An 18,597-nucleotide genomic window follows, 5' to 3' on the forward strand; every position below is an offset into this window, starting at 1 on the left:
GGGACGGGTTGGCGCGGGCTATCGCCCCATCCAGCCGCCGTCGACGGTGAGGATTTCGCCATGGACGTAAGCGGCGGCTTCGGAGGCGAGGAAAACGACCGGCCCCTTGAAGTCGTCCGGGTTTCCCCACCGTCCGGCCGGGATCCGATCGAGGATGGCCTTGCTGCGGACCGGGTCGTTGCGAAGCGCTTCGGTGTTGTCGGTGGCGATGTAGCCGGGGGCGATGGCGTTGACGTTGACCCCTTTCCCCGCCCATTCGTTGGCGAGGGCCTTGGTCAGTTGTCCGATCCCGCCCTTGCTGGCGGCGTAGCCGGGCACGGTGATTCCTCCCTGGAAGGTGAGGAGGGAGGCGGTGAAAATGATTTTGCCGTTGCCGCGGGCGACCATCTCCTTGCCGATCTCGCGGCTGAGGACGAATTGGGAGTTGAGGTTGATCTCGATGATCTGGTCCCAGTATTCGTCGGGATGCTCGGCGGCCGGTTTGCGGAGGATGGAGCCCGCGTTGTTGACCAGAATGTCGATGACCGGGAAGTCCGATTTGACCTCGGCGATGAACGAGCGCAACGAATCGCGGCTGGAGAAATCGCAGGCGTAGCCCTTGAAGGAACGGCCGAGAGCGGTGATTTCCCGTTCCACGGCGCTGCCGGAGAGTTCGAGGGAGGCGCTGACCCCGATGATGTCGGCGCCGGCCTCCGCGAGAGCGACCGCCATCGCTTTGCCGATGCCTCGTTTGCAACCGGTCACTAATGCGGTTTTGCCGGAAAGATCGAATAATGTATCAAGTTTCATAGGACAAAAGAATGGGTCAATCCAAGCGGGTCACTTCATCGATCCCGAGGGCGGCGGCCTCGGCGAAGGCGAGAACGATGGGACCGAAGGCATGGTCGTCGTTGAGGAGCGGGGCTTTCGCCATGTAATCGAGTTTCGTGCCGTCTCCGGGACAAAGGCAGCCGCGGCAGGTATGGTGGACGTCGATTTCCTCGGTGATGTAAGGCAGGAGTCCGGCGAGGCCGCGTTCGAAGCGGGGTTTCTCCGCGGCGTCGATCAAGCCGGTCCTGAGGCCCGCGCCCAGTTCGTAAAGCATCAGGCCGGAGCCGGACGTTTCCACGTAGGAATCCGGTTCGGTCATTTCCTGGTGCCAGAGGCCGGCGTCGTTTTGGAAACGAGCGCAGGCGGCGACGTGTTTTTTGAACAACTCGACGGAGTGGGCGCGGCGAGGATGGTCTTCGGGGAGGTATTGGGCGAGTTCGGTCAAGGCGTAGGCGCCCCAACCGTTGCCCCGGCTCCAATGATCCTGGGAGCGGTGCCCAGGCCCCCGGTAGTTGAAGGACTGGTGGTAGAGACCGTTTTCGGGATTGTGGAAAACCGCCAGCATCTTGGCCGTCTGCTGGTAAGCTTCTTCCACGTAAGCCTCCTCGTCCAAAGCCAAACCCGCAAACAGAAGGAACGGAGTGACGGCGAAGGCGACGTCGATCCAGATCTTGTGGGCCGACGGATCGTCGGCGCGGCAAAGGATGCCCTGCGGATCGCGTGGCGCGTCGTTCATGATTTCATCGGCGTAGAAGCGGACGGCGTCGGCGGCTTCGGGAAGATGTCCTTGCCAGAAAAGAAAAGCGGAGGCGTTGCCGCCGCAACGGTAGTTGGGGAAGTTGCATCGGAATTGACGTTCGCCGGCGAGGAACGGGGAGAGTGCTTCCCGGGCCTTTTCTATCAGGCGCCGGTCGCCGGTGAGAACCGCGAGACGGGTCAGGCCGTGTAAGGTGACGGTGGCCTTGTAGTATTCCAGTTTCGGATGGAGTTGGCGATGTTTGTCGAAGGCGGCTTCGGCAAGAGAGAGGGAATTGGCTTTTCTCATAGACGATCTAGCGGAGGAGTTTAGCGCAAAGCGCCGGGAAAGTCTTTAGCCGTTCTTGATCCTGTTTTCACTATTTTGACTCGAATGCGCTTGGGAAACGAAGGTGGGAAAGGGAAGACTTCCGAAAGCAAAAGAGGGTGTTCCAGAGATCCGGAACACCCTCGATCAGGTAGAAATGATTTTTCGAAAGGTCGGTCAGCGAATGGAGACCGGGACTTTGACCGGGTTGTAGCCGTTCATTTCGATGAAGAGGTTGCCCCGACCCTCGCGGACTCCTTCGACCGGCACGTTCACGGAGCGGGCTCCGGCAGGGATGATCACTTCGGGCATGACGACCTTTTCGGGGATGTCGGTGGTGACATCGATGAAGAGGCCGCCTTCCGGAGCGGTGCCGTTGACGGAGAAGACTACCATTGACCGTTCGCCCTCGCGGAGGCTGATCGTGGATGGGGAGACGCTAACCGTGCCGGAGTCGACCCGGAGGGTTCCGACGTTGAGAGTCGAGTCGCCATCGGCCAATTGAACCATGTAGCTTTGACCCGGCGCTAGGGAAGGAACATGGAAGAAGATGGCGTTCGCCGAGCTGAAGGTCGTGGGAGCTTCCTTGCCGCCGATCTTGATGAGGTCGCCCCGCTTGAAACCGCGTCCGACCACGCCGACTTTCGCCCCGACCGGTGCCCGGGTCACTTCAAGCGTGTAGGCGAAACGGTTGGTCAACTTGAAGGATTGGATCGAACTGAAGGCTTCGCGCTGTTTGATGAAGTTGTTCACGTCGACCTTGTAATCGACGAGGAAGTAATAGCTCGCATCCTGACGACCGGCCGGAAGGTGATACTCGAACTCGTAGAGATCGGGGCTCAGACCGCTCCGGTGCATCGGAAAGGTTTCGCCGTCGATCACGATGTTCACTTCCAGGCTATCGTGAATCACGTTGGCGGTCCGCGGCTTCACCGAGGCGGTCAACGTGTAGACGTTGGAGTGATTCTCCGCCAAGGTGGCGGGAGTCAGATTCTTGATTGCGATGTCGCCGAAATCGCATCCGCTCACGAGGATGGCGGCGGCGAAGGCGGCGAGGGAGAAAAGGATTTTTCGGTGGTTCATACTGATTTTGTGCGGCATCCAATTTTATTTTCGCTGTGACAGCAAGTAAAAGCAGTATGAGTGGCTTAAAACTTCCGGAGGTTCCACTCAAAATTCGGATTTGGAGCTGGCAGGCGGGGATTTTAACAAAATTTTGTGCGCCCAGGAGGCGGCTGCTTTTTCCGGGGAGAGGCTCCTGACGGGCAGTCGGTTCAGGGATTCGGTTGTTTTTCGTTTGCGGCGTTGGCGGCGAGGAAACGGTCGATCGGAGTGGTGGGGTCGTTCCAGTCCGGTTTTTGCCGGACATCGCTGGCGCCGGCCAACTGGCCGACGGGGAACGGTTTTTTCGCCTGGTTGCGGGCGGTGGTTTCGCGGAATTCCCACCAGCATTGGCCGCGGTGATTGTGCTCGTGATCGATCGTGAATCCGGCCTCCTTCATCAGTGGACCGATCCAGCCGATGCAGTGGTCGCAATAATCGGGATATTGTTCGAGCCCGTTTCGGAGCAGGAATCCTTTCGACGGGCAATCGTGCATGTCGATCCGGAAGGAGTCGTCGGTCGCCGCCGTGGTATAGTCGGCGGCTTCTTCCGCGAGGGTGTGTCCCCAATACTCTTTCATCCCGTCGATCCCTTTGCCGAGGATCAGCGCGCGGGCATGCCGTTGCGAGTCGAGGTGGATGGCCTCGTCCCAATACTCGTGGACCATGCCGTCCCCGCCCTGGCGGCGAAGCCATTCAAAAGTCCATTCGTAGTGTCCGCAGAAATCGTAGGTGCCGAGCATATCGGGTCAGGTGGCGGAGTTCAGCGGTTGATTGATCCGGATGGCGGACAGGTCTTGCGGGGGTGGGGCGGATTGGCGGGGGTGGAAGCGCTGGGTGCAGGAGCCGGCCCCGCCGGCGATCCGGACGGTGAGTCCCGCTTGTTCGGCGGCGGCTTCGGAGACAAAATAGCAATGGTGGCAAAACTCCGGAACGATCTCGCGTTCTCCCTTTTTCAGATGGGAAATGGCGGGGCAGACCCGAACCTCGAGCACGACGGAATCGTTCTGTTGATCGATTCGCACGTCGCCCCCTGGTTCGGCGGTGAAAAAAGCCGTCCAATAATCGGCGACCGCCGGGAGGCCGCCGGTTTTCCAGCGGCGATGGACTGGTTCCAGATAAGATCGGCCGAGGTCACTCCAGTAATGTTGCAAACCTTCGAGCCCGAAGCGCTGCTTCACGAAGCGGAAGGTGGCGTTGATCGCAAAGTAGAAGTCGGCGGCTCCCTGGGATTTTCGATCCAGGTAGGGAAGTGGCGACGACGGATTTATCGCCGGGTCGTTGGCATTCGCGCGAGAATTGAATGGATGCGGGACAGATTCGGCCATGTCGGGGCATCATGGTGCCCGGCGGCGATTGGAATCAATGCGTTTAAACGGGCAACATTCGGTTACCAGTTGGGTGCTTCGGTCCCTATTATTGGAAAGTCGGATCGCGGGTGTCTTCGACGAGGCCGATCTGGATCGCGTAGCGGGTCAGGCTCGCCACGTCGTGCAAGTCGAGTTTCCGCATCAGATTGGTGCGGTGGTTGTCCGCCGTCTTGATGCTGACCGCCAATTTGGCCGCGACCTGTTTGGTGCTGTAGCTTTCGGCGATCAATTGGAGCACCTCCCGTTCGCGGGCGGTCAAAATCTCGGCTCCGCTGGCCGGTTCATTCGGGTGGAGGACCGCGTCGCGCAAAAGTCCCGCGACCATCGGGCCGAAGTAGCTGCCTCCGTCCGCCACGACTTGGATCCCTTTCTTGAGTTCGGACAGGCTGGCGGTCTTTTCGACGAATCCGTGGGCGCCGGCGCGGATGGTCTCTTTCACCAGCGCGACATTTTGATAACCGGAAAAAACCACCGCCCGGGTGGCGGGAAATTGTTTTTGGAGGCGGCGGAGGATTTCGACCCCGTTCAAGCCAGGGAGCATGATGTCGAGGATGATGAGGTCGGGTTGCTGTTCCTGGCAGATCTCCCAAGCGCCGTGGCCATCTCCGGTCGAGCCGATCAAGGTGAACCCCGGGAGGGTCTTGAGGACCATTTCCAGCATGTCCCTGATCGCAGTCTGGTCCTCGATGATGACGACCCGTTTGGTGGAAGATTCGTTACTCACTTAGGGGAAAATATTAGGAGCCGGTAAGGGACCATTAAAAGTTTTTAAAGGAGAGTTACACCTGTTTGACAGGTTTTTTACGGCAAAGGAAGCCGCAAAAAAAGAACGGCCGTGGCGGACGTTCTTTTTCACCGTGAAATCCGTCGATCGAATGGGTGGTGGGTCGGCCGGGACTCGAACCCGGAACCAATTGCTTAAAAGGCAACTGCTCTACCATTGAGCTACCGACCCATCTCGTTTCGGACGAAACCGTGAAAGGATCATCATCGGGCATACGGGGAGGAACGGTCAAGCTTTCGATGGCGGTTTTTTTGAAAAAAAAGAAAAACCTGGTGATTCCCCCCGGGGTTTGTATCAGGGAAAATACTGTGGGGAACTTTCTTTTTTCCTGATCGTGGTGTAAGAGTGAAAAAACAATAACCACAAAATTCGCGCATCTATGGGAACACTCGTCAAAACCGCCAGTCCAACAAACGCTGATTACATGAGCACGAAAGCGCAGGAAGTAGCCATCGACCGGATGCTGGTGGACCGTTTCAAGAACGGCGACCAAGCGGCATTCGATGAAATGGTGCTTCGTTATTGGGACCGCATTTTCGTCATGGTGAAGCAACTGCTGGGGAATTCCCAGGATGCGGAGGAGGTGACGCAGGACGCGTTTGTCCGCGCCCACCGCGGTTTGGCGAATTTCCGCGGCGACTCGGCTTTTTCGACCTGGCTTTACCAGATCGCGACCAATCTGGCCCGGAACAAGTACTGGTATTGGTGGCGCCGGAAACGGGACAAGTCGATTTCGTTCGACCAACCGTTGACGGAAGACGCCAGCATGACGTTGTCGGATGTGTTTCCTTCGGAAGTGGAAAGCCCGAAGGACGAAGCGGTTACCCAGGAGTTCGTCGACCGGGTGGCGGAGTGCATGCAACACCTGAATGGTAAGCACCGCGAAATCCTGGTCTTGCGCAACGTGCAAAATCTTTCCTATGAAGAAATCGCGGCCGTGCTGAACATCAGCGTGGGGACGGTGAAAAGCCGGATCGCCCGGGCGCGCGAAGGCTTACGGGAAAAAATGGGTAGAGAGTTTCAATGAACGAAAAGCGTTTCCTCGAACTTCTGAATTTATACATCGACGACGAGATCTCTCCGGAAGAGCGGGAGATCTTGGATCGGGAAGTTGCGGGAAACGCTCAGCGCAGAGCTACCTACCTCAGTTACTGCCGTCTTTGCCAAGCTTCCCAGCGGCTTTCCCGGAAACATGGCCAAGAGTTGGTCCAAACCGTCGATCTGAGGAAATACCAGATCCTGGCCCGCGATTCCAGCCGGTCCTGTTTTCGGCGCGGTTTGCTTTATTCGACCGGTGCTCTGGCGGCCGCCTGCCTGACCGTCGCCGCCGCGGTGGCGGTTTTTCAGGACGATGTTGAAGAGGCCGGTTTCGTCCAGATCGAAGGGGAGGCGCTGCGGGTGGTAGAGGTGCTCGATCCGCGCGGGATCAATGTCCGCCGGACCGAACGGCCGCGCCCGGTGTTCCGCGAACCCGAACCGTTTATTTTCGGGGGCCGCTCGGAATTCGCCCGGTCCCCTCGCGGCAGCCGATATTTTGATCCCGCCCACGTGTCATTCGCGACCGAAAGCGCCGCTCTCGGATGGGATCAGCCCTCCCATTTCGGTTCACCGCCACCGCGGAATTCCCGGAATGAGGAACCGAATGCCGGGCTGACTTCGTTTCAGTTCCAGCGGTAAAAGTTTTCGACGTTTAGGATTATCGAAGCGCTGCCTTGATCAGGGCCTCCGCGCTGATGTCCTCTCCGCTCTTGGCCAAGGCTTTTCGGACGGCTTTGTCGGCGTCGGCCGGCTTGTATCCGAGCGTCACCAAAGCCAGGACGGCGTCCTCCACCTTGGTATCGGCGGCGGTTCCGACATCGCTTTCGCCGCGGACACTGCCCAAAACCGGGCTCGCGGGGGCCGCGGCGGTGCCGAGGCCAACTTTGTCCTTCAATTCGATGACCAACCGTTCAGCGGTTTTTTTTCCGATGCCGGGGCATTTCGAAAGGAGGGCGACGTCTCCCGAGGCGATGGCGCTGCGCAGCATCGGGAGGGAAAGCTTGCTCATGATCGAGAGGGCGACCCGTGGGCCGACGCCGGAGACTTTTTCCACCAGGAGCCGGAAAAAATCGCGGTCTTCCCGGGTAGCGAAGCCGTAGAGGGCTTGCGAGTCCTCCCGGTAGACCACTAGGGTGAACAACTTCACCGTCGCGCCGATCGCCGGTAAACGCTCGGCGGTGGTGACCGGGATATTCACGTCGTAGCCGAGTCCCTGAACGTCGACCACCGCCTGGAGAGGGGTGGCGGAGGCAAGTTTTCCCTGGATATAGGTCAGCATGGGCGCTCCCTCAATCCCGGAGGCCCAGGACGTCCTGCATGTCGTAAATGCCGGGGCGTTGGTCGACCACCCAGGAGGCGGCCCGCAACGCGCCTTCCGCGAAAACGGTTCGGCTGCTCGCTTTGTGCGTCAATTCCAGTCGCTCGCCGATTCCGGCGAACATGACCGTATGATCGCCGACGACGTCGCCGCCGCGAAGCGCGTGCATACCGATTTCCGCCTCCGGACGTTCCCCGACCATGCCGTGCCGGCCGTGGGCGATTTGATCGGGTTTCAATTGGCGGGCCTTCAGCAGGATTTCCAGCAATCGCTCCGCCGTGCCGCTCGGGGAATCCTTTTTCATCCGATGATGCATCTCAATCACTTCCGGATTGTAGTCCGCGGTCAATACCGCGGCGGCTTTCTCGGTCAGATAAAAGAGGAGATTCACCCCCACCGAAAAATTGCCCGCCCAAACCGTCGGAACCTGGGCGGCGCTCTCGGAGATGGCCGCCTTTTCCTCGTCACTGTGCCCGGTGGTGCCGATCACCAACGCCCGGCCCCATTTCGCGGCCGCCCGGGCGGTTGGCAAGGTGGCGGAGGCCGCGCTGAAGTCGATCACCACGTCACATTTTTGGATCGCCGCTTCGAGATCGTCTCCGACGTCGACTTCGGCCGTGATGGTGTAATTCCCGCGTCCGGCCGCCTCGATCACCGCCCGGCCCATTCGGCCGCGGGCGCCGTTGATTAGAACGTTCAAAGACATGGCTCAGCGGGTGGAGTTGAGTAAGCCGAGGGGCTGCAAGGTCTCCTCGATCAACGTTTTGTTGGCGCTTTCCAGTTCGCACAAAGGGGAGCGAACCTCTTCGGAGCCGATGATCCCGGCCAGGCGCATCGCGTATTTCACGGGGCCCGGATTCGCTTCCACAAACAGGTTTTTGAACAACGGATACAAGCGGGCGTGCAAATCCCGGGCCTTCGCCAGATCGTTGTTCAGGGCGGCGTCGGTCAGCGCCTTCACTTCGGCCGGGGCCACGTTCGAAGCGACGCTGATCACTCCCTTCGCCCCGAGGGCGATGAAGGGAAGGGTGAGACTGTCGTCGCCGCTCAAAATCGTCATTTTGTCTCCGAACGTCTGACGGATCCGGTCGACCCGGTCGCAGGAACCGCCCGCTTCCTTGATGTGGTTGACGTGTGGATACCGCTCCAGGAGTCGCTCCATCAGGGGAATTCCGATTTCGATCACGCAGCGGCCGGGGATCGAATAGAGGACGATCGGTCGGTCGGTGGCTTCGGCCAATCGGGAAAAATACCCGAACATGCCCTCCTGGGTCGGCTTGTTGTAATAGGGAGTCACCACCAGCATGCCGTCTACTCCCGCCTCATGGGCTCCGGCGGTCAGTTTGACGCCTTCGCTCGTGGAATTGGCCCCGCTTCCGGCCAGGACCGGCACTCGTCCGCGGGCGGCTTTCACGACGCTACGGACCACGTCGATGTGTTCCTCGAAGTCGACCGTCGGACTTTCGCCGGTGGTTCCGACCGCGACCAAGCCGTCGATCCCTTGTTCAATTTGGATGTCGACGAGGCGCGACAGTTCGTCGAACGAGACCCGCCCGTCCCGGAAGGGCGTCACCAGAGCCGTCCAGGCTCCCGTAAATTGAGTTGAATTCATAATCTAAACGTCCTAAACCTTTCCTTTTCCTAAAAAACAGGATTGGGTTGCTGTAGTGCCCAAACAGAACGTAATCTTGTTCAATGACAACTGTTTTAACATTTTGGCAGCAAATTTAGCACGCACGGAATGAGTCAGCAATTATTCAACGAACTCCTTAAGTTGGCCGTGGAGAACGGTGCCAGCGACATCCACATCAAGTCCGGCAAACCGGCGCTCCTTCGCATCAGCGGCTCGCTGAAGGCGGTTGAGATGGACCCGATCTCCAACGACGACGCCAAGGCCTTCGTGGAATCGGCGATCCCGCAGCGCTTCCGTTCGGTCTGGGAAGAGGAGGGGCAAATCGACTTCGCCTATTCGCCGGGCGGCCTGGGGCGATTCCGGGTTAACGGCTTCCGTCAGCGCAACACCACCAGTATCGCTTTCCGCCACGTCCAGAGCAAAATCCCCGATTTCGCGGATCTCAATCTCGACGGCGCGCAGCTCGGGAAGCTCTGCAACAACCGCGACGGCATCGTCCTCATGTGCGGGGCGACCGGGGTCGGAAAAAGTTCTACCCTCGCGGCGATGCTTAATTGGATCAATCAAAACCGGGAGTGTCACGTCGTCACCCTGGAGGATCCGATCGAATACAATTTCCACGACGAAAAAGCGGTCTTCAACCAACGTGAAATCGGCATCGACACCGCCAACTACGCCCTCGGACTGCGGGCGGCGCTTCGGCAGGATCCCGACGTCATTTTCATCGGAGAAATGCGCGACCGGGTAACGTTCGAGACGGCCCTTTCCGCCGCCGAGACCGGGCACCTGGTGATGTCGACGCTGCACGCGGTCAACGTCCACCAGGCGGTGATGCGGCTTTTCGAGTTTTTCCCGCCCGAGCAGCAGGAGCAAATGCGCCGCCAAGTCTCCGAGTCGATCCGAGCGGTGGTCGCCCAACGTCTCGTCAAGGCGATGGAGGGCGGGGGCCGATTGCCGGTGTTGGAGATTCTGGTGATGGATTCGGTCGCCCGCAGCGTAATTCAGGAAGGGCAGTTCGCCAAAATTCCGTCGATCCTCGAAGGGGGCGGGGAGACTGGTAGCCAGTCGTTCAACCGCGATTTGTTCCGGCTCATCAAGGCCGGCAAGATCAGCAAAGCCGACGCGTTGGCGGCTTCGTCGAACCCGAAGGCTCTCGAAATGAACCTGAAGGGGATCTTCCTCAGCGAAGGCGGAATCATCGGATAAATTGTGATGGGAAAGACCGGATTGCTTTTTTCTGGGCAGGGCGCCCAACAGGTCGGGATGGGAAAGAGTCTCTGCGAGACCTATCCCTCGGTGGCCGAGTTGTATGATCATGCCAATGACGTTCTCGAATGGGATCTCAAGCAGTTGTCGTTCGCCGGCGACGAATGGGAACTCACCGAAACCAAAGTCTGCCAACCGGCGCTTTTCGTCCATGGTATGGCCGTGGTCACCGTCCTGCGGGAAAAAGGCCTCCTCGACGAGGTCGAAGTGGCGCTCGGTCTCAGCCTCGGCGAAGTGACCGCCCTCACCGCCGCGGGCGTTTTCGATTTCGCGACCGGGCTCCGGGTGGTGGCCGAGCGGGGGCGTCTGATGCAGGCGGCCTGCGAATCGACCACCGGTGGCATGGCCAGCGTGATCGGGGCCGGCCGGGAGGAAGTCGAGGCGCTTTGCCGGGATTTCGATATCGACATGGCGAATCTCAATTGCCCCGGTCAGATTGTCATTTCCGGCGAAAAGTCGAAAGTCGACCAAGCGGTCGAAGGGGCCAAAGAACGTGGCTTCAAGCGGGTCATTCCGCTCAAGGTCGCCGGGGCTTACCATAGCCGCCTGATGGAACCGGCCCGGGAGGCCTTTGCCGGTTATCTTAAGCAGGTGGCTTTCCACCCGCCGCATCTGACCGTTTTCACCAACACCACCGGCCAGCCGGTTTCCAGCGCGGCCGAGATCCGGGAAGCGCTGGTCCGCCAGGTCGTCTCCCCGGTCCTGTGGGAGGATTGTTTGCGCAACGCCGCCGCCCGCGGGATCGAACGCTTCTTCGAATGCGGACCGGGAGCCATTCTCAGCGGTCTCGCCCGCCGGACCGATCCAGCAATCAAGGTGGTCGGCGTCGCCGAAGCCGGGGATATCGAAAAAGTTGCGCTTTCCGGGAATTGAGTATCGTCTGAGTTTTGATCGGGCCCGGACCGGACGGGCCGCGGAACGGTCCGCTACCGGCGGATGGTTCCGCCGGTTCCGTTTTCCCGAAATTGGGGTTTGCGGAAAACCGCCAGCCTATTTTTCTCTCCAACCTTCATGGATTTAAATCATATCAGGAATTTCTGCATCATCGCTCACGTGGATCACGGCAAGACCACGTTGTCCGACCGTTTGCTCGAACATACGTCGACCGTGACGGAACGACTGATGAAGGAACAGCACCTGGATTCCATGGATCTGGAGCGGGAGCGGGGCATCACCATCAAATCCCATCCAGTCACCATGGCCTATCAGGCCAAAGACGGGGTCCAATACCTTTTCAACCTCATCGACACCCCCGGCCACGTCGACTTTTCCTACGAGGTTTCCCGCAGCTTGGCCGCCTGCGAAGGGGCTTTGCTCCTGATCGACGCCTCCCAGGGGATCGAGGCCCAGACCGTGGCCAACGCCCACCTCGCGTTCTCCCAAGGGCTGAAGGTGATTCCGGTCATCAACAAAATCGATCTTCCGAGCGCTAACCTGGAAATGGTTTCCCGTCAGATGGAAGACATCCTGGCGATTCCCGTCGAGGAAGCGATTCTCGCCAGCGGAAAATCAGGCATCGGAATCGAGGACATTCTCGAAGCGGTTGCCCATCGCCTCCCGGCGCCCCGTTGGGCCACGTATCCGGCCACCCGGGCGTTGATTTTCGACAGTTCCTACGACGCTTATAAAGGAGTGATTTGCTACGTCCGGGTCTTTTCCGGGTCGCTGAAACCGAGCAAACAAATGCTCCTGATGAGCGACCAGCTCAAGATCGAGATCAAAGAGGTCGGCATCTTCACTCCGACCATGGTCCAGACGGATGAAATCACCGCCGGAAACGTCGGTTACATCGTGACCAACATCAAGACCGTGGCCGACGTCAAGACCGGTGACACCATCACCGCCGGCGATCGGCCGGCCTCCGAGATGCTGCCCGGCTACAAGGAAGTCCGCCCGATGGTCTTCAGTGGTATTTATCCGATGGATACATCGGATTTCGAGAAGCTCAAGGCCAGCCTTGGCAAACTCCGGCTTAATGACGCCGCGTTGATTTACACCGCCGAGAGTTCCGCCGCGCTCGGTTTTGGCTTCCGTTGCGGCTTTCTCGGACTCCTTCACATGGAGATCGTCCAGGAACGGATCCGTCGCGAATATGGAGTCGACATCATTCTGACGTATCCAAGTGTCGTATACAAAGCCCGTTTGGCGGACGGCACCGTGGTCGATATCGATAACCCGGTCCATATGCCCGATCCCTCCCACATCGAGGAGCTGGAGGAACCGACCATCCGGGCCACCATCCACGTGCCGACCGAGTTCGTCGGTGATGTCCTGGCGCTGGTAATGGATAAACGGGGGACCTGCGACCATACCGAGACCCTCGATGATACACGGCTGATGTTGACCTGCACCCTGCCGTTAAACGAAATCCTGGTCGATTTCTACGATCGGTTGAAGAGCATCACCCGCGGGTATGGGTCGATGGATTACGAAGTATCTTCCTACCAGGAATCCGATTTGGTGAAGCTGGACATCCTGGTCAACGCGGAACCGGTCGACGCCTTCTCCTGCATCGTCCACCGCTCGAAAGCGGAACACAAGGGCCGGGCGTTATGCGCCAAGTTGGCGGAACTTATTCCGTCTCAGCTCTTCAAGATTCCGGTCCAGGCTGCGGTGGGCGGAAAGATCGTCGCCCGCGAAACCATCAGCGCCTTGCGGAAGGACGTCACTTCCAAATGTTATGGCGGGGACATCACCCGGAAGCGAAAATTGTTGGAAAAACAGAAGGAAGGTAAGAAGCGGATGAAACAGGTCGGTCGGGTTTCGATCCCGCAGGACGCCTTCATCAAGGTGCTCAAAAACCAGTGAGATTCGGAGCATGATCGGCTTTTTCAGTTCGGAGGAAAAAAAGATGCGGCGCAACGCGGAGGGCTGGTTGCGGCTTTCCGAAAAAGTTTACCATTACCGCCGGGATCTTCTGAATGAGAAGGAGGTACAGGAACTGGTCGGGGCTTCGCGCCATTTGCAGGAAACGCTCCGGCGCAAAGAAGACGCTTCGAAATTGCGGCTCGCGGCCGAGCGGATGGAAGATGTTCTGCGGCGTTGCGGCGGACCGTATTACCGGCGTTCGAGCTGGGCGGAAAACGTCGAGGTGCTCCTGGTTGCCGCGATTCTGGCAATCGGGATCCGCACCTATTTCGTCCAACCGTTTAAGATTCCGACCAATTCGATGTGGCCGACCTATTTCGGCATGACCCACGAAGTGTTTGTCGAAGCCGAGGATCGTCCTGGCGGAGCGGCGACCGTTGCCCGGCGGATCGCTTTCGGGGCCAAACGCCACACCGTCGAGGCTCCGGTGAGCGGGGAAGTCCGTTTGGTGGTGCAATTGAATCCTCGGGGAGATGCCTTTCGCGCCCGCATCCCACCGGTCGGCGCGGTCCCGAGCAGGACCTGGCTCATTCTACCGGGACAGGCCTACCGCTACCAATTGTTCGTCGGCGAAACGCCGGTGTATGTCGACGTGCCGCCGGACTTCCAGATCGATGGAGTATTCCACGAGGCGTTTTTCGCCGACGCGATGGAATTCGACCAGGCCGTGCAACGGCAGAGCCGCCAGCAAAACGCGACGCCCGGGGAAACTATTTTGGTCGGAACCGGGAGGCGGGTCGAGGCGGGACAACCGGTCTTGGAATTTGATATCCTCACCGGGGATCAACTTTTCGTCGATCGGATGTCGTATCATTTCGTTCGTCCGAAAGTCGGAGACGGATTCGTTTTCCGCACCGGCGAGATTCCTGGCCTGAGTGCGCCGGACGGCACCCCGGAAGATAAATATTATATTAAACGTTTGGTCGGACTTCCGGGCGATCAGTTGGAAATTCAGGCCCCGGTGCTCTATCGCAACGGCGAACCGATCGACGGCCGTCCGGTTTTTGAAAAGATCCACAGTCAGGAGGGGAATCATCCCGGTTATGTCAACGACGGAAATCTCGCGATCGGACGGACACTGACCGTGCCGGAGAATCATTTCTACGCCCTCGGAGACAACTCCCCGAACAGTCTCGACGGCCGGATGTTCGGCTTTGTTCCTGAGGGCGAAGTGGTCGGGCGCTCTTTGTTCATCTATTACCCGTTCACCAAACGGTGGGGCCGCGCCCAGTAGGAGGCGGGCACTCAGTTGCCGTTCAACGGGAACTTCAGAACGGTTCCTTCCACCAGAGAGAGTTCTTCTCCGCCCCGGGCGATCCGGATCGGTTTTTCGGCGGAGCGTAGGCTGCGGATTCGCAGAACTCCCTCGGCGACCTCAAGCACGAGGGAATGACCTCGGAATCGAATATGCAGGCTCAATTCCTCGATTTGCGCCGGCAGGGCCGGATTGAGGTGGAGGACGTCGCCGCGAGGATGGATGCCGGTGAAACAGCGTTGGACTAAGTCCACCGTTCCCGCCATCGCCCCGAGGTGGATGCCTTCCGGGGTCGTCCCCCCTTGGACGTCGGCGACGTCACTTTCCAAGGCTTGCCGGAACAAGTCCCAGGCGCGAGCGGTGTCCGATCGGGCGACCACCCAGGAATGGACCACATGGCTCAACGTCGAGCCGTGGGAAGTGCGTTGTTCATAATACGCGATGTTTCGCGCAATGAGATCGGGCGAGAATGGATAGCCGAGATGTTCGAAAATTTCTTTCAGTTCGTTCTTGGAGAAGAGATAAAACAACATCAGAACATCGGCTTGCTTTGACGCCTTGTAACGATTGGGGGTGTCGCCTTCCGCTTCAAGGATCCGGTCGAGGCGTAAGACCGGTCCATGTTTTTCGCGGTAACGGGACCAGTCGAGTTCTTCGAGTGATTCGTAACCTTCGAATTGGCTGATGATGCCATCGCCATGGAAGGGAATCGTGAGTTTTCGACTGATCTCGCGCCACAAGTCGATTTCCTCTTCGCCGAGCGAGAGCGTCTCGCAGAGTTCGCGCCTCCGGTCTTCCGGGATTGAGTCGAGCGTTTCAATGGCTCGGCAAAGTACCCAGCTTGTCATGACATTGGTGTAGGCATTGTTGGGGAGTCCGCCTTCCTCCGAGCCGGGCAGGGCGTCGTGGTATTCGTCGGGACCCATCACCCCGATGATGTCGTAACGACCGGTTGCGGGATTCGGCGTGGCCAGACCAGCGAGGAACCGGGCGATTTCGAGTAGCATTTCGGCGCCGCTGAAATAGAAGAACTCCGCGTCGGCGGTGGCCTCGTAATATTGCCAGACATTGTAGGCGATCGCCGCGTTGACGTGCCGTTGCAGATGACTGTTGTCGGGGAGCCATCGGCCCGATTTCGGATTGAGGTGGACGACTTGGGTTTCCTCTCGCCCATCGCTGCCGCTTTGCCACGGGAACATCGCCCCCCGGTACCCTTCCTCGCGGGCGGCGTGCCGGGCCTCGTCGAGGCGGCGGTAACGGTAAAGAAGGAGTTTACGGGTGATTTCGGGAAGCCGGAGATTGAGGAAGGGAAAGATAAAGAGTTCGTCCCAGAAGATGTGCCCCCGGTAGGCCTCGCCGTGCCAACCTCGGGAGGGAACACCGACATCGAGATCCATGGTGTGGAGCGAAGTGGTTTGGAGCAGATGAAAACAATGCAGGCGAAGGATCAGGCTGGTCCGGGCACCGACCACGGGGTCGGCCAGGGTGAGCTCTATGTTGAAACGACGCCAGAGTTGTTTCCAGGCAAGGGCGTGGCTCTCCAGGAGCGAGTCGAAGTTGCCGGACCGCTCGGCGACCTTTGCCGCGTGAAGACCGGCTTCGGAGATGGCGTGATCCCGGCTCGTCGCCAAACCGACGACTTTTTCGATCCGGACTTCCGCTCCTTCGTCCAGATCGACGGCGAAGGTTTGCTCGATCAGCCCTTCCTCGCGACGGGTCTTTCGGGTTAGTTCGATCGGAGCCGACCGATCCGCCGTGAAGACGCGGGTTCGCGCGGCCAGGGCAATCCGGATTTCGGATTGGACCGTTTCCACTTTGAGGAAAATGGTCTCCGGGTCGATTTCGGCCTCGCGGATCGGTCGCAGATGGCGGCTGTTCAAATCCCGGTAGCGAGGGACCCCGGCATTGGTCACCTGCCCATCAAGGGCGGACCGAAACTCGATCCGGCCCGACCAATTCAAAGCCCGAACGCTGGTTTCGAGCGCGGCGAGGTGGGGATTTTTCATGTGAACGATTCGCCGTTGACGCAGATGGGTTTCACGGCCCTTCGCGTCGCGGAAACGGACTTCGCGACGAAGCATCCCGATTTTGAGGTCGAGGGTCTGGTGACACTCGAGAATCTCGAAGCGGGCCAGGTCGAACCAGTCGCCTCCGTCGATCCGAAAGGAAAGCGGCAGCCAATTGGGGAGGTTGACCAAATCCTCGTTTTCGACCATGCGCCCGGCCACCTCGGTCTCAAGGCGATTGTATCCGAATGATAAGTACGTTCCAGGGTAATGGATATCGTCAGCCTGGTTTTCCGGGGCGGCTCCCCGGGTGGCGAAGTAACCATTGCCGAGGGTGCAGAGCGCTTCCCGCAAGCCTTCCTCCGCCGGTTGGAAGCCGTCGTAGGTGAGGGCCCAGGCGTCGGTCGAGGAGCCCATGCTGAGTTCGGCGGCGAGACGATTGAGGAACCGTCGAACCGCCTCGGTGTTTTCCAGCGAATAATCGGCGGCTGAGGGATGGGTTCCGCCTTTGACCACCAAGCCGATTCCTTGGGGTGGAAGGACCCGAAACGCGTCTTCGTCGGTAACGTCGTCGCCAATGTAAATCGGCAAGGTCGCCTGGGGATCGAGCTCCAGCGCGTCCATTAGCCAGAGGATGGCTTTTCCTTTGTTCCAATCGATTCTCGGTTGGAGTTCAAAGACCATCTTGCCGGTTGTTTTCCGCAGTTCCGGATGGGCTTCGGCGGCGTCGTCGACCGCGCGTTCGACTTCGTGTCTCTTTTCTTCCGGGACCCGGCGGCTGTGGATGGCGATGGAAAATTTCTTGCGTTCGATGTGGGCGCCGTCCACCGACCGGAGATTTTTCTCCACCCGCTTCTCGGCGGCTTGGAGAATCGGGAGAAAATCTTTCGCCTCTTCGCTGAGGCTGTGAAGTCCTTTGGGGCCGGCGATGTCGAAACCATGGCTGCCGGAATAAATCAGTTGGTCGAGCCCGACCCGTTCTTTGACGTCTTCGAGGTCGCGCCCGCTGATCACCACCACGATGCAATGTTCCGCCAACTTGGCCACCGCCTGACGCATTTCGTCCGAGAGATTGGCGGCGGCGGGATCGTCGACGATCGGGCTGATCGTGCCATCGTAGTCGAGAAAGACGGCGATCCGGGTTTCCGGCGTCCGGCTGACTTGTTCCAGGCATTGGGAGCCATCGGGGAGCTCGTCGATCGGTCGTGTCCGCGGGGCTTCTTTTTCCACCTTCAACGCCGCCAGATCGCGGACCACGACGCTGGCGCCGTTTTCCTTGAGGGCATCGCCGATATGTTCGCGGTCGACGCCGATCACGCATCCGAAACCGCCTGCCTTTCCGGCCTGGACTCCGGAAATGGCGTCTTCGACCACCACGCATCGTTCCGGACGAACTTCCAGCCGTCGGGCGGCTTCGAGAAAGATGTCGGGTTCGGGTTTCCCCGGAATGCCGATTTTCTCCGATTCGATTCCGTCCACCCGTACTTCAAACAAATGGTCGACTCCGGCGGCCTCGAGAATCGGCTGGCAATTTTTGCTGGAGGAAATGACGGCGACTCGGAAACCGCAATCGAGCAGTTGCCTGACCAGGGCGATGGTGGAGTCGAACACTTCGACGCCCCCTTCGGCAAGGCGGGCGTTGAAATAGCGGTTCTTTCGATTGCCGAGTCCGCAAATGGTTTCCTCCGTGGGAGCGTCGTCCGGAGTTCCGCGGGGAAGGGTGATTCCGCGCGATTCGAGAAAACTCGCGACGCCGTCGTAGCGCGGTTTGCCATCGACGAATTCCAAATAATCCTCCTTTTCGTCGAATGGGACAAAGGGATCGCCCGAAGCCGCGGCGCGCTGACGAAGGAACTCGTCGAAAAGCTCTTTCCAAGCGGCGGCGTGGACCGTGGCGGTGCGGGTGATCACGCCATCGAGATCGAAGATCACCGCATCGAAATTGCGGCGGGAAATATGTAAGCAAGATTTCATAACTCGGTCTGGTCACAATCGAATGGTGTCACCGATCCAGTTCGATCGCATTAGCGTAAGCGTAGCGGACTCGTTGGAAATGGGCAAGTCCTACGGGTCCGGCCGAGAACG

Annotated in this window: 16 protein-coding genes and 1 tRNA gene; 6 read left to right on the plus strand and 11 right to left on the minus strand. The window is 59.2% G+C overall.

What is annotated here, in order from left to right; translation table 11 throughout:
• Positions 1 to 18: 18 nt before the first annotated feature.
• The 7 genes from ACWUI2_RS20810 to ACWUI2_RS20840 all read right to left on the minus strand — a co-directional run bounded on the left by ACWUI2_RS20810 (position 19) and on the right by ACWUI2_RS20840 (position 5,299).
• Positions 19 to 789: an SDR family oxidoreductase gene (locus tag ACWUI2_RS20810; RefSeq protein ID WP_486984770.1), complete on the minus strand. Its 771-nt coding sequence runs from the start codon at positions 787 to 789 to the stop codon at positions 19 to 21.
• A gap of 16 nt (positions 790 to 805) precedes the next feature.
• The gene (locus ACWUI2_RS20815) at positions 806 to 1,855 is read right to left on the minus strand and encodes a glycoside hydrolase family 88/105 protein (RefSeq protein WP_486984771.1); all 1,050 of its coding nucleotides are present in this window, start codon (positions 1,853 to 1,855) and stop codon (positions 806 to 808) included.
• A 195-nt stretch (positions 1,856 to 2,050) separates the two neighbouring features.
• Positions 2,051 to 2,956 (minus strand): IPT/TIG domain-containing protein, encoded by a 906-nt coding sequence (locus tag ACWUI2_RS20820; RefSeq protein ID WP_486984772.1) that lies wholly within the window; start codon positions 2,954 to 2,956, stop codon positions 2,051 to 2,053.
• 191 nt (positions 2,957 to 3,147) lie between these two features.
• A complete protein-coding gene (locus ACWUI2_RS20825) occupies positions 3,148 to 3,717 on the minus strand; it encodes a hypothetical protein (RefSeq protein WP_486984773.1) in 570 nt (189 codons plus the stop codon).
• Positions 3,718 to 3,723: 6 nt separating this feature from the next.
• The gene (locus tag ACWUI2_RS20830) at positions 3,724 to 4,302 is read right to left on the minus strand and encodes a hypothetical protein (protein ID WP_486984774.1); all 579 of its coding nucleotides are present in this window, start codon (positions 4,300 to 4,302) and stop codon (positions 3,724 to 3,726) included.
• Positions 4,303 to 4,390: 88 nt separating this feature from the next.
• Positions 4,391 to 5,068, minus strand: a complete 678-nt coding sequence (locus tag ACWUI2_RS20835) for a response regulator (RefSeq protein ID WP_486984775.1) — start codon at positions 5,066 to 5,068, stop codon at positions 4,391 to 4,393.
• A 156-nt stretch (positions 5,069 to 5,224) separates the two neighbouring features.
• Positions 5,225 to 5,299, minus strand: a tRNA-Lys gene (locus ACWUI2_RS20840).
• 253 nt (positions 5,300 to 5,552) lie between these two features.
• Here ACWUI2_RS20840 and ACWUI2_RS20845 point away from each other — a divergent pair.
• Both ACWUI2_RS20845 and ACWUI2_RS20850 read left to right on the plus strand, forming a co-directional pair.
• Positions 5,553 to 6,155: an RNA polymerase sigma factor gene (locus ACWUI2_RS20845; protein ID WP_486984776.1), complete on the plus strand. Its 603-nt coding sequence runs from the start codon at positions 5,553 to 5,555 to the stop codon at positions 6,153 to 6,155.
• Positions 6,152 to 6,805 (plus strand): hypothetical protein, encoded by a 654-nt coding sequence (locus ACWUI2_RS20850; RefSeq protein ID WP_486984777.1) that lies wholly within the window; start codon positions 6,152 to 6,154, stop codon positions 6,803 to 6,805. Before ACWUI2_RS20845 ends, ACWUI2_RS20850 begins: the two co-directional genes overlap by 4 nt.
• Positions 6,806 to 6,824: 19 nt before the next feature.
• Here the strand turns inward: ACWUI2_RS20850 and ruvA are convergent, their stop codons facing one another.
• The 3 genes from ruvA to dapA are packed head-to-tail and all read right to left on the minus strand — an operon-like array spanning position 6,825 to position 9,096.
• Entirely contained in the window at positions 6,825 to 7,445 is a 621-nt protein-coding gene (gene ruvA, locus ACWUI2_RS20855; RefSeq protein ID WP_486984778.1) for a Holliday junction branch migration protein RuvA, read from the minus strand.
• Positions 7,446 to 7,455: 10 nt separating this feature from the next.
• Positions 7,456 to 8,190 (minus strand): 4-hydroxy-tetrahydrodipicolinate reductase, encoded by a 735-nt coding sequence (gene dapB / locus ACWUI2_RS20860; RefSeq protein ID WP_486984779.1) that lies wholly within the window; start codon positions 8,188 to 8,190, stop codon positions 7,456 to 7,458.
• Positions 8,191 to 8,193: 3 nt separating this feature from the next.
• Positions 8,194 to 9,096 (minus strand): 4-hydroxy-tetrahydrodipicolinate synthase, encoded by a 903-nt coding sequence (gene dapA, locus ACWUI2_RS20865; RefSeq protein ID WP_486984780.1) that lies wholly within the window; start codon positions 9,094 to 9,096, stop codon positions 8,194 to 8,196.
• Positions 9,097 to 9,225: 129 nt separating this feature from the next.
• Between dapA and ACWUI2_RS20870 the strand changes: the two genes are divergently transcribed.
• The 4 genes from ACWUI2_RS20870 (at position 9,226) to lepB (ending at position 14,485) form a co-directional block, all read left to right on the plus strand.
• A complete protein-coding gene (locus ACWUI2_RS20870; RefSeq protein WP_486984781.1) occupies positions 9,226 to 10,323 on the plus strand; it encodes a type IV pilus twitching motility protein PilT in 1,098 nt (365 codons plus the stop codon).
• Positions 10,324 to 10,329: 6 nt separating this feature from the next.
• The gene (gene fabD / locus ACWUI2_RS20875) at positions 10,330 to 11,256 is read left to right on the plus strand and encodes an ACP S-malonyltransferase (RefSeq protein WP_486984782.1); all 927 of its coding nucleotides are present in this window, start codon (positions 10,330 to 10,332) and stop codon (positions 11,254 to 11,256) included.
• Between the two features lie 138 nt (positions 11,257 to 11,394).
• Positions 11,395 to 13,191 (plus strand): translation elongation factor 4, encoded by a 1,797-nt coding sequence (gene lepA, locus ACWUI2_RS20880; protein WP_486984783.1) that lies wholly within the window; start codon positions 11,395 to 11,397, stop codon positions 13,189 to 13,191.
• Positions 13,192 to 13,201: 10 nt separating this feature from the next.
• A complete protein-coding gene (lepB, locus tag ACWUI2_RS20885) occupies positions 13,202 to 14,485 on the plus strand; it encodes a signal peptidase I (protein WP_486984784.1) in 1,284 nt (427 codons plus the stop codon).
• 11 nt (positions 14,486 to 14,496) lie between these two features.
• Here lepB and otsB read toward each other — a convergent pair whose 3' ends face one another.
• On the minus strand, positions 14,497 to 18,486 hold the full coding sequence (gene otsB / locus ACWUI2_RS20890; RefSeq protein WP_486984785.1) for a trehalose-phosphatase: 3,990 nt from the start codon (positions 18,484 to 18,486) through the stop codon (positions 14,497 to 14,499).
• Positions 18,487 to 18,597: the final 111 nt, after the last annotated feature.

This window comes from Verruconatronum alginivorum (genome assembly GCF_056590205.1).

Excerpts from the sequence above, each read along its gene's own strand:
- ACWUI2_RS20810 (WP_486984770.1), bottom strand. The coding sequence starts at position 789 with ATGAAACTTGATACATTATTCGATCTTTCCGGCAAAACCGCATTAGTG.
- ACWUI2_RS20815 (WP_486984771.1), bottom strand. The coding sequence starts at position 1,855 with ATGAGAAAAGCCAATTCCCTCTCTCTTGCCGAAGCCGCCTTCGACAAA.
- ACWUI2_RS20820 (WP_486984772.1), bottom strand. The coding sequence starts at position 2,956 with ATGAACCACCGAAAAATCCTTTTCTCCCTCGCCGCCTTCGCCGCCGCC.
- ACWUI2_RS20825 (WP_486984773.1), bottom strand. The coding sequence starts at position 3,717 with ATGCTCGGCACCTACGATTTCTGCGGACACTACGAATGGACTTTTGAA.
- ACWUI2_RS20830 (WP_486984774.1), bottom strand. The coding sequence starts at position 4,302 with ATGGCCGAATCTGTCCCGCATCCATTCAATTCTCGCGCGAATGCCAAC.
- ACWUI2_RS20845 (WP_486984776.1), top strand. The coding sequence starts at position 5,553 with ATGAGCACGAAAGCGCAGGAAGTAGCCATCGACCGGATGCTGGTGGAC.
- ACWUI2_RS20850 (WP_486984777.1), top strand. The coding sequence starts at position 6,152 with ATGAACGAAAAGCGTTTCCTCGAACTTCTGAATTTATACATCGACGAC.
- ruvA (WP_486984778.1), bottom strand. The coding sequence starts at position 7,445 with ATGCTGACCTATATCCAGGGAAAACTTGCCTCCGCCACCCCTCTCCAG.
- dapB (WP_486984779.1), bottom strand. The coding sequence starts at position 8,190 with ATGTCTTTGAACGTTCTAATCAACGGCGCCCGCGGCCGAATGGGCCGG.
- dapA (WP_486984780.1), bottom strand. The coding sequence starts at position 9,096 with ATGAATTCAACTCAATTTACGGGAGCCTGGACGGCTCTGGTGACGCCC.
- ACWUI2_RS20870 (WP_486984781.1), top strand. The coding sequence starts at position 9,226 with ATGAGTCAGCAATTATTCAACGAACTCCTTAAGTTGGCCGTGGAGAAC.
- fabD (WP_486984782.1), top strand. The coding sequence starts at position 10,330 with ATGGGAAAGACCGGATTGCTTTTTTCTGGGCAGGGCGCCCAACAGGTC.
- lepA (WP_486984783.1), top strand. The coding sequence starts at position 11,395 with ATGGATTTAAATCATATCAGGAATTTCTGCATCATCGCTCACGTGGAT.
- lepB (WP_486984784.1), top strand. The coding sequence starts at position 13,202 with ATGATCGGCTTTTTCAGTTCGGAGGAAAAAAAGATGCGGCGCAACGCG.
- otsB (WP_486984785.1), bottom strand. The coding sequence starts at position 18,486 with ATGAAATCTTGCTTACATATTTCCCGCCGCAATTTCGATGCGGTGATC.